Source organism: Pseudoalteromonas rubra, assembly GCF_004212645.1.
GTDB classification, from domain to species: domain Bacteria; phylum Pseudomonadota; class Gammaproteobacteria; order Enterobacterales; family Alteromonadaceae; genus Pseudoalteromonas; species Pseudoalteromonas rubra_G.
Genome location: NZ_PPUZ01000002.1, coordinates 39465 through 49984 on the forward strand (window position 1 = coordinate 39465; position 10520 = coordinate 49984).

General features: G+C 49.8%; 10 protein-coding genes. 3 read left to right on the plus strand and 7 right to left on the minus strand.

The genetic code is table 11. The annotated features are described in order from the left end of the window. Positions 1-40: 40 nt before the first annotated feature. The 6 genes from C3B51_RS00785 to rluD form a co-directional block, all read right to left on the minus strand. Complete coding sequence (locus tag C3B51_RS00785) at positions 41-649, minus strand: hypothetical protein (RefSeq protein WP_125716297.1); 609 nt, start codon at positions 647-649, stop codon at positions 41-43. A 116-nt stretch (positions 650-765) separates the two neighbouring features. Next, complete coding sequence (gene gshA / locus C3B51_RS00790; RefSeq protein WP_130243853.1) at positions 766-2343, minus strand: glutamate--cysteine ligase; 1578 nt, start codon at positions 2341-2343, stop codon at positions 766-768. A gap of 71 nt (positions 2344-2414) precedes the next feature. Beyond that, positions 2415-3350 (minus strand): NADP-dependent oxidoreductase, encoded by a 936-nt coding sequence (locus C3B51_RS00795; RefSeq protein WP_130243854.1) that lies wholly within the window; start codon positions 3348-3350, stop codon positions 2415-2417. A 122-nt stretch (positions 3351-3472) separates the two neighbouring features. Next, a complete protein-coding gene (clpB, locus tag C3B51_RS00800) occupies positions 3473-6046 on the minus strand; it encodes an ATP-dependent chaperone ClpB (RefSeq protein WP_130243855.1) in 2574 nt (857 codons plus the stop codon). A 79-nt stretch (positions 6047-6125) separates the two neighbouring features. After that, positions 6126-6851 carry a peptidoglycan editing factor PgeF gene (gene pgeF / locus C3B51_RS00805; RefSeq protein ID WP_125716293.1) on the minus strand — a complete coding sequence of 242 codons (726 nt, stop codon included), beginning with the start codon at positions 6849-6851 and terminating at the stop codon, positions 6126-6128. A gap of 1 nt (position 6852) precedes the next feature. Then, complete coding sequence (gene rluD, locus C3B51_RS00810; RefSeq protein ID WP_130243856.1) at positions 6853-7830, minus strand: 23S rRNA pseudouridine(1911/1915/1917) synthase RluD; 978 nt, start codon at positions 7828-7830, stop codon at positions 6853-6855. A gap of 121 nt (positions 7831-7951) precedes the next feature. Here rluD and C3B51_RS00815 point away from each other — a divergent pair, with 121 nt between their 5' ends. Then, positions 7952-8713, plus strand: coding sequence for an outer membrane protein assembly factor BamD (locus tag C3B51_RS00815; protein ID WP_046006671.1), 762 nt, complete (start codon positions 7952-7954; stop codon positions 8711-8713). A gap of 86 nt (positions 8714-8799) precedes the next feature. Here C3B51_RS00815 and glnB read toward each other — a convergent pair whose 3' ends face one another. Further along, a complete protein-coding gene (gene glnB, locus C3B51_RS00820) occupies positions 8800-9138 on the minus strand; it encodes a nitrogen regulatory protein P-II (protein WP_010382451.1) in 339 nt (112 codons plus the stop codon). Between the two features lie 134 nt (positions 9139-9272). Between glnB and C3B51_RS00825 the strand changes: the two genes are divergently transcribed. Together C3B51_RS00825 and C3B51_RS00830 are read left to right on the plus strand one after the other, a co-directional pair. Next, positions 9273-9812, plus strand: coding sequence for a GspH/FimT family pseudopilin (locus C3B51_RS00825; protein ID WP_130243857.1), 540 nt, complete (start codon positions 9273-9275; stop codon positions 9810-9812). 165 nt (positions 9813-9977) lie between these two features. Next, positions 9978-10493, plus strand: a complete 516-nt coding sequence (locus C3B51_RS00830) for a GspH/FimT family pseudopilin (RefSeq protein ID WP_164519166.1) — start codon at positions 9978-9980, stop codon at positions 10491-10493. Positions 10494-10520: the final 27 nt, after the last annotated feature.

The following is a 10520-nucleotide window of genomic DNA, read 5'->3' on the forward strand; positions in this document are numbered from 1 at the left end:
AAAAAGCCGCTATCGCGGCTTTTTTATACCAGTTTGCTTATCAAGAGAACAAACGCTCGAACCAGTTCTTGTCCAGATCCGCTTCACAGCGTTTAAGCTGCGCACCATAACGAGATGCCCTGTGCTTCACCTTGTTGGCCACTTTCATCAGCCACTTTTTCTTTTTATAGGTGCCCCGGCGATAGCCACCCCAGCCTTCGTGGTAATTCAGGTATTGCGCATAGGCATCCCATTTTGAAACGCCATTGATTTTATGTGTTTTATACACAAACCACCCCATGAAATCGATGGCGTCTTCAAAGTCGTCTCTGTCAGCTCCTGAATTGCCCGTCTCACGAATATAATCGCTCCAGGTCGGGGTTTTGGCCTGTGAGTAGCCGTATGCACTGCTGGCACGACCAATGGGAATAATCCATAAAAAATATTCCATCGGTGGTGCGGCATCGTGCCTGAATGAGCTTTCCTGATACATCATGCTCATCAGCACATGTTTGGGCGATCCCCATTTTTCTTGTGCGTCTTTTGCATCAAAGTACCAGTCGTCCTTTTCTTCAAAAATCTTACAAATATCATTAGGTTGCTTCGGAGGTGCCGTGGCACAACCGGTGAGCGCAGCCAACAAAGGTAATAAAATTATTTTTTTTCTCATTTTTTTATGAACTCGTTGAACTTTTTTAAATTGTGCCGGTCCTACTTTCTGAATGCAGCAGTTTAGCATTGTTTCATCCCTGAAATTTATTTACGCAGCCTCTCGGCTGCGTTTTTTTATGCCCGTGAAAAATAGTCCCGCAAGAACTCGCTAAAAGAGGCGCTATCTGCTGCCACCACACCTTGCTCATCCGTAAATGACTGTGCACGCATGGTATCCAGCGTTTCAGCTTCATAGGCTTGATACTGGGTAGTCGCATGATGCTGCTTATAGCGCGCCGCCAGTGATAAAGCCAGCTCGCCACTGTCCTTACCCTCGCGGGTAAGTTGTGTAACAATACGTCCAGAGATGGTCAGCTCTGGCTGGGTCACCCAGGCTTTGAGCTTTTCAATCACCTCAGCGTAACACTGTGTACCCTGTGCCTCGTCCATTAACTTTGCAACGCTTTCAAGCTGGGCAAAGATGTCCAGGCCCCATTGCTGTAATGAACACGCCTCAGCGCCACGCTGTAACATGACCTGCGGGTTGCGCCCCTCGTTAATTACCTGCTGCAAATTGGCATCGCAGGTTTTTTGCTCCTCCCAGCTCAGCTCAGGAGCATCTTTCAATAAACAATAACTGAGGAAGACGTCCAAAAATAGGATCTGCTCCAGATCAATGCCGGTTTCACTGAAAGGGTTAACGTCCAGCGCCCGGATCTCAACATATTCAATTCCGCCCCGACTCAATGCCTGAGTGGGCGTCTCACCGGAGCGTCCATTGCGCTTTGGTCGGATCGGAGAATAGAATTCGTTTTCGATCTGCAGGATATTCTTGTTGAGCTGCTTGGGTGTCTCATGCTGATAGTCCGGAATATGGTGATACAGATCCGAGCGACAGCGGATGGCATTTTGCAATCCCGTAATATATTCATCCAGGCTGTTATATGTCACCTTCAACGATGACTGGGCACTGTTTGTGTAGCCCAAATCTCCCAACCGCAGCGCGGTACCGTATTCCAGATAGAGGGTGCCTTTACCCAGCTTTTTAAAAGGAAGCTGACTATTTTTGCCCTGTAAAAAGGAGCTGCACAAAGCCGGCGATGCGCCAAACAGGTAGCTTATCAACCACAGCTCACGCTTGAAGTTACGGATAAGCCCAAGATATTGTGCAGAAATAAAGTCCTGCAACGGGCGCGTATCCTGTTCAAGCACTTGCAGGCTTTGCCACAAGGTATCCGGGAATGAGATATTGAAGTGCACGCCAGCAATAGCCTGCATCATACTGCCGTAACGGTTTTTCAGGCCTTCCCTATACAGGGTTTTCATCCGACCTATATTAGAATCACCAAACTGGGCCAGCACAATATCGTCTTCGTGCTGTATGTAGCATGGCATACTCATTGGCCACAAAAGTTCATCGCCCATATGGCTCAGGGTGTACTTCTGTAAATCGCTCAGCTGCGCAAGCGTCTCCTGTGGAGACTCACTCACCGGGGTGATAAATTCCAGTAACGATTCAGAAAAATCAGTGGTGATCGCACCATGGGTCAATGCATGACCCGCGCCCTGTGGATGGGGCGTTTTGGCAATCTCTCCGGATGGCTTAATCCTCAGCGCTTCGCGCTCTATCCCGCGTTTAATGCCACGCAGAGCATTGAGATGTGCCGGTGTTGCAAGCGCTTGTAACTTGCCTTGTAAATTTAATTGTTTCAAAAACTAATACCTCGAGGCCCGGTGCTCAGTAGTACACAATGCTACTGTCAATTGGGGCAAATTACGAATACTCAAGCGGTAATGATCACTTTGCCACAATGAGTGCCCTGTTCAAGATACTCATGTGCCCGCTGAATATCGCTTAATTCAAATTGCTGACTGACGACCACTTTTAATTGTCCGCTCTGAAACGCTTCATATAATTGGGTCAGTTGCGTCTGGTTTGCTTCAACCAACAGACCGCGTCCGCGAACCTGTTGCTCATGAGCAACCGCTAATATCTGCTCTTTGGTCACCGTTGGAATTGTCACTAAGTCTGAACCTGGCAGCAGGTTTCTTGTCATCTGCTCACCAAGTGCTCCACCCACCAGATCGATCAGGATCCCGTCTCGCGGCTTTGCCAAATAGTCCGTTGGAGTCATCGCCTGGATCTTCAGTGTCTTGAACAATTCATGCTCAGTCCGACGGCTTACCGGGATAACCTCAAAGCCACGTAACCGGGCTATTTGCAGCGCTAAGTGACCAACTCCACCAGTTGCAGCATTAACGTACACAGGTCGTTTATCAGGCTCAAAGTCAGCCAGCGCCTGCCAGGCAGTTAACCCCGCCAGACACAGACCGGATAAACTCATATCCGCTTTCTCATTAACCTTGATTAACTCGTCGGCGTCGGCATAGACATGGGTTGCATAACAACCTGGGTGCGCAGCAAAGCCAACCATGCCAATTACAGTATCGCCCGCTCGTAAGCGCGTGACACCATCGCCGGTTTGCACAATTTTGCCAAGCACATCGTAACCCAGTGGCAAAAAAGCGTCGGGCAATTTAGCTGCGGCAACATAGCCCAGGCCACTGCGTGTTTTCATATCTATGGGGTTGACGGATGTTGAAATGACTTGAATCAACACCTGTTGGCTCTTAGGTGGTGTCAGCGGTAGCGCCTGCTCTTTTAGTTCAGAGCTGCCACCAAATTGAAAAATGCCATACTGGCGATAGTACTTTTCCATGGAAGATGCGGGTTTGAATGCTGATAAGGAACTTTAACATACCACGAGAAAAGCCCCAACCTCAGCACGTTGAATTTAGGTATGAAGCGGGGCAGCGTTGTGCTACCCCTTTATTGCTGTATTTAGCGGGTAAAAACGATGTCATCGCCGCTGACATCGACCTTAATCACATCACCAGCATCAAAGTCTCCCTGTAAGAGCTGCTGAGCCAGCGGGTTCTCAATATAATGTTGTACCGCGCGTTTGAGTGGCCGAGCACCATATACCGGGTCAAAGCCACTGGCGGCAATCTTATCCAATGCCGCGTCGGTCAGCTCAAACCCAAAGCCTTTGTCGTGCAAACGCTGGCGCAGTTTCGACAGCTGAATGTCGGCGATTTGCTTAATGTGCTCGTTGATAAGCGGATGGAACACCACTGTCTCATCAATCCGGTTAATGAATTCCGGTCTGAACTGAGTAACCAGTACGTCCATCACCCGCTGTTTCAGTGTCGCATAATCATTGCTGCCCGCCTGCTCCTGGATCACATCAGAACCCAGGTTTGAGGTCATGATGATCACCGCATTTTTAAAATCAACGGTACGGCCCTGACCATCCGTCAGGCGCCCGTCGTCAAGCACCTGAAGCAAAATATTAAACACATCTGGATGGGCTTTTTCTACTTCGTCGAGCAGGATCACCGAGTAAGGACGGCGGCGCACCGCTTCGGTCAGATAACCGCCCTCTTCATACCCCACATACCCCGGTGGTGCCCCCACCAGCCGTGCTACGGAGTGTTTCTCCATAAACTCAGACATATCAATTCGCACCATGGCATCTTCAGTGTCAAACATAAAGCCTGCCAGCGCTTTGGTCAGCTCGGTTTTACCGACCCCTGTTGGACCCAGGAATAAGAATGAGCCAATCGGGCGGTTAGGATCGGCAAGACCCGCGCGCGAGCGCCGAATGGCATTGGCCACCGCACTCACGGCTTCATCCTGACCAATCACTTTTTTATGTAGCTCGTCTTCCATCTGCAATAACTTATCACGCTCGCCTTGCAGCATTTTCGCCACCGGTATCCCGGTCCAGCGCGACAAAATCTCTGCAATTTCATCTTCGCTAACCTGGTTTTTCAGCAAACTCATTTCCTGCATTTCGGCCTGAGAAGCCAGATCCAGTTTGCGCTCCAATTCAGGAATACGACCATATTGCAGCTCCGACATCCGCTGCAAGTCACTTGCCCGGCGCGCCACTTCAAGATCAAGTCGGGCTTGCTCCAGCTCAGCTTTGATCACCTGAGTCCCCTGCAATGAGGCTTTCTCGGCATTCCAGACTTCATCGAGCTCACGGTATTCCGTTTCAAGCTGCTGGATCAGCGCCTGCATTTCACTGCGGCGTTTCTGGCTGGCTTCATCTTTTTCTTTTGCCAGCGCATTGTCCTCCAGTTTAAGCTGAATAATACGTCGTTCCAGCTTATCCAGTTGCTCCGGCTTAGAATCTATTTGTAAGCGAATAGATGAACCCGCTTCGTCGATCAGGTCAATGGCCTTATCGGGTAGTTGTCTGTCACTAATGTAGCGATGCGACAACTGAGCCGCGGCAACAATGGCGGGATCGGTAATGTCCACGGAATGATGCAGCTCATAGCGCTCTTTTAAACCACGCAAAATCGCAATGGTGTCTTCCACACTGGGCTCAGCGACAAAAACTTTCTGGAAGCGTCGCTCCAGTGCCGCGTCTTTTTCAATATACTGGCGATACTCATCCAGCGTTGTGGCACCCACGCAGTGCAATTCACCGCGCGCCAGCGCAGGCTTAAGCATATTACCGGCATCCATGGCGCCGTCGGTTTTACCAGCCCCGACCATGGTATGGATCTCATCGATAAACAGGATCACCCGGCCTTCTTCTTTGCCCAGCTCATTCAGGACCGACTTCAGGCGCTCTTCAAACTCACCACGATACTTAGCACCAGCCACCAGGGCACCCAGGTCCAGCGACAACACCCGCTTATCTTTAAGGCCCTCTGGCACCTCACCATTGATGATGCGCTGTGCCAAACCCTCTACAATAGCCGTTTTACCGACGCCAGGCTCACCAATCAGCACCGGGTTGTTCTTGGTTCGACGTTGCAAAACCTGCACCGTGCGACGAATTTCATCGTCACGCCCGATGACCGGATCCAGCTTGCCCTGCTCGGCTCGCTCGGTCAGATCTATGGTGTATTTTTCCAGCGCCTGGCGGGTATCTTCGGCATTGGGGTCATCGACTTTCTGACCACCACGAATGGCCTTAATGGCTTGTTCAATTTTGTCCTGCGTGATATTTAACGAGCGGAAAATATCACCCAGCGGGCCCTTGTCTTCGCAGGCAGCAAATACAAACAACTCACTGGAGATGTATTTGTCTTTGCGCTTTTGAGCATATTTATCACATAAATTGATCAGTGAAATGAGGTTATTCGACAGCTGAACATCACCGCCCACCCCTTCCACCTTGAAGAGCTTTTCAATGGCCTGAGAAAGTTTAGTGTTAAGCTCATCGGCACTCACACCGGCCTGCGCAAGCAATGCACGGACACTGGAGCCACTTTGTTGTAGCAGTGCGTACATAAGATGCACAGGTTCAATGAACTGATGGTCACGCCCCAATGCGAGAGATTGCGCATCAGACAGCGCTGCTTGAAATTTACTGGTAAATCTATCTATTCGCATACCCGAAATAACCTTATAAATAACTTAGTTACCTATAAAATGGGTATCAGAGGGAGTTTGATCAAGGTGCAGACGACAATTATTTGCGCCAAATCAAAGAGGCCATGCGGCCACAGCGACCATCGCGACGATAAGAGAAGAAATGCTCAGGGTTGGATACAGTACACTGCGCCTGTGCGAAGATAAATTGCACGCCAAGCTCTTTCAATTGCTGTGTTGCCAGCGCATAAATATCCGCCAGATAGCGCCCATTTTTTTGTGCTTTAAAGGCATTCTGGTGCGCCTGATGACGGGCGACAAACTGCTCGCGTACTTCTTCGCCCACTTCAAAAGCCTGAGGGCCTATAGCCGGACCCAGCCAGGCATGTATTCGGGACCTCGGAGCCCTGAAATGTGCAATGGTCCTGGCAAGAATATCCGCCGCCAAAGGGCGCCAGCCACAATGTACTGCGGCTATCTCCTGGCCATCATCACTGGCCAGAAGCACAGGCAGACAGTCGGCTGTCATAATTGCCAGCGCAACTTGTCGGGAGCGAGTAAAAATAGCATCGGCCTGCGGCGTCTTAGTAATATCGTACTGTTCTTCTGCCAGGATCACGGTATTACCGTGTACCTGCTCAAGCCAAACGATGGGCACCGGGACCTGAGCCTGCAACTGTGCTCTGTTGTGTGCAACGGCTTGTGGATTGTCTCCAACATGACAGGCCAGATTGAAACCATCGAAAGGGGCCGCTGAAACGCCCCCCTGACGGGTTGTCGACAAGGTGCCGACAACCTTCTTCAATGGCCAATCCGGGTGCAGCATATTAGTAATCTATTTGTGGATTGAGCTTAAAATCTTCACGCAAAGCGGCTGTAAGTTTTTGCATATCTTCCGGGATAGGCGCTTCCCAGGTCATGATTTCGCCGCTCACCGGGTGCGCTATACGCAGCTTAACAGCATGCAGCGCCTGGCGCTTAAAGCCACGCAAAGTGTCGAGGAACTCTGGCGATGCATTGCGCGGTGGGCAAGGACGGCCCCCATATAGCTGATCACCAATTAGCGGGTGCTTAAGGTACGCCATGTGGACACGGATCTGGTGCGTACGGCCCGTTTCAAGGCGCAAACGCAGGCGTGTATGTGCGCGAAACTTTTCCGCAACCCGGTAATGCGTAATTGCCGGTTTACCCATTTCATGAATCGCCATGTGGGTACGTTTAGTGGCATGACGGCCAATAGGCTTTTCTACCACGCCACCTGCTGTCATGGTGCCATTACAGATGGCTTCGTATTCACGGGTAAAGTTTTCACGTGCCTGGAGGTTTTTTACCAAATGGGTTTGTGCGACTATGGTTTTGGCCACCACCATTAGCCCGGTGGTGTCTTTATCAAGACGGTGTACTATGCCAGCACGCGGGACATTAATGATCTCCGGGTGATGGTGCAACAATGCATTGAGCACAGTCCCATTTGGATTACCGGCACCAGGATGCACCACCAGACCCATAGGCTTATTGATCACCAGGATGTCATCGTCCTCATAAACGATGTCTAACGCGATGTCTTGCGCTTCGTATTCCCGCTCCGCCTCTATTTGTGTTTCCACCGCAACGACTTCACCACCCAGCAGTTTTTCCTTAGGGATCGCCAGAATTTCGCCATTGACGGTGACTTTTTCATCGAGGATCCAGGTTTTTATTCGAGAACGTGAAAAATCGGGGAACAATTGCGCCAAAATCTGGTCTAGACGTTTACCGCCCAGTTCCACTGGCACATCGGCTTGTAGAGAAATTTGCTCAGACATGTGTAACTTTACCTAAAATACCAGTGCAAGCCATGCTCGACTGGGTTAGAATCGCATAAATGCATAGTTTACTCGGTTTTGCCGACTTGGCCTAGCCTGATAACGAAGGTAGTAAAATAAAATGATAAAGACGTTGGGAAAACGCGCTTTTGCAATCGTACTGAGCGCATCTGTATTGGGATTAGCAGCTTGCTCATCCGCCCCAGAACAAGAAGAAATCGAACGCGTACCAAATAAATCTGTGCAAGCATTGTACGAAGATGCCAAGCAAACACTCGACTCAGGCCTGTATGCACGTGCCATCGAACTACTCAGTGCCATCAACTCACGTTACCCGTTTGGTCCTTATTCTCATCAGGTGCAGATGGACTTGGTCTACGCCTTTTATCAGACCGGGAACACCGAGCAAGCACTGGCCACAGTAGATCGCTTTTTACGCCTGAACCCCAACCATAAAAACCTCGACTATATGTATTACATGCGAGGCCTAATCAATATCAAAGCAGACGAGAACGGTTTTCAGGAATACTTTGGTATTGATCGCGCAGACCGCGACCCGAGTCGCACACGGGTTGCTTTCCAGGATTTGACAACGCTTGTGAAGAACTATCCGGACAGTACGTATGTCCCGGAGGCCAAAAAGCGCTTGGCATGGCTGCTTAACAAGATGGCGCGTTATGAGCTGAAAGTCGCCAACTACTACTTTGAACGAGAGGCATACCTGGCTGCCGCAAACCGTGGTAAATACGTGGTTGAGCATTTTTCTCAGAGCAGTTACCTGGTACCTGCACTTGAAATGATGGAAAAAAGTTATGCCATGTTAGGGCTGGATGAGTTGAGCGAGAATGCCCGCAAAGCAAAAGAGCTGAACCAACAACGCTAAGCGACCTATTCAGACTGAATACTAAAACGCCGGATTGCAAACAGCACCCGGCGTTTTTGTTTAAGTTAAGTTGGACGAAGTTAGACTTAGATGGCTTCCTCGTCTTCCTCACCGGTACGGATACGGACGACGCGCTCCACTTCGGTGACAAAGATTTTACCGTCACCAATTTTGCCGGTCTGTGCCGTTTTCAAAATCACGTCAATAGCCCGGTCTACATCTTCTTCCGCCAGCACAATATCAAGCTTCACTTTCGGCAGAAAGTCGACCATATACTCCGCACCACGATACAGCTCAGTGTGCCCTTTTTGCCGGCCAAAGCCTTTGACTTCACACACGGTCATACCGGTAATACCTATGTCGGATAACGCTTCTCGCACGTCATCCAGCTTAAATGGTTTAATGATGGCTTCTATCTTTTTCATGGTTGATTCTTATCCCTTTGGTAATGCGTCGATTTTAGACAATCCCATAAAACAAGGCAAACAAAGCAATTGAATAAATACACAAAAAGACGCACTATACTAGATAGACTTTATTCCTGTTTTTGGCTGTAATCATGAAAAAAAATACAGGCTTCACGCTTTTTGAGTTGGTTATCACTATTGCTATTTTGGGTGTACTGGCCACATTGGCATTCTCATTCAGCGGCGGTCTGACTACCTCAACCCGCGCCGAAGCTTACCTGAGAGAACTTAAACGCACCGTAACCTTTGCCAGGGCACAAGCCACAGCAACCGATGAGATCATCATTATATGCCCGGCAACCGCAGCCCTGGTTGAAGCTAACAACAGCTTTGTCTGCCAAGAGAATTGGCAGACAAACCGAATTGCAGTCTTCCTCGACAGAGACAATAATGGCTCTTACAACACAGGCACCGACGACCTGCTGCGCGTGATGGAACGCGTCCCTAACAATGATGGCCTGACCTTTCCAGCAGCCAGCTTACGCTTTGATTCTAGCGGCCGCACCGCGATGCTGCAGTCCAGCAGCTTTATTTACTGCCCTGCTGCTACAAACTTTCCCAACCAGCAGCTGGAGGTCAGTGTTGTGGGTTCCGCACTCTACCGGGGCGACACAACCCTCACCTGTAACTAAACCGCTAACCTTCACTGTTATGCTTATTTTTACATCCGTAAAAGAGGTCTGAAAAGATCACCTAACATACCGATATCGCACTGAAATGATATTTATTCATATGTCTTGCAGTCCGGACACAAACAACTAGGCTAACCACTATGACTGATGCACGGATGCGTACTCATGGCCTCAAGGACTCTCAGTGGGTTTACCCTACTTGAATTAATTATCTGCATGGCGCTGTTTAGCGTGTTATTACTACTGGCTGCACCAGCGGTACACTCGATGACTGAACTGGACCGTGCCAGACAAGCTCTGGTGTTACTTGACCGCCACCTGACTTTGGCGCGACTGCACGCGATAACGCATCAGACCCCCGTCACGATTTGCCCGCTGGTCAATGGTCGTTGCACGAATTTTTGGCATCAGGAGCTCACCGTTTTTAGTGACCGTGACGAGCGGGCATACTTTGACAAAAACGACGTAAAACTGATGGTGCTCTCAGAAATACGCACATCAGACACGCTGGATTACCCCAGAACGGCCATTACCTTTAAACATACCGGCACGTTGAAAGGATTTGGCAATGGTACCTTTGTGTACTGCACACAACGCCTCACAGGTGACCCTCTTGGCCTGGCATTGTCAGTCAGTGTGGTTGGCCGAAGCCGACTCAGGGACACCAATAAGTGCATGTAACACCAAGAGCTAGGTAACCCCAGCTCT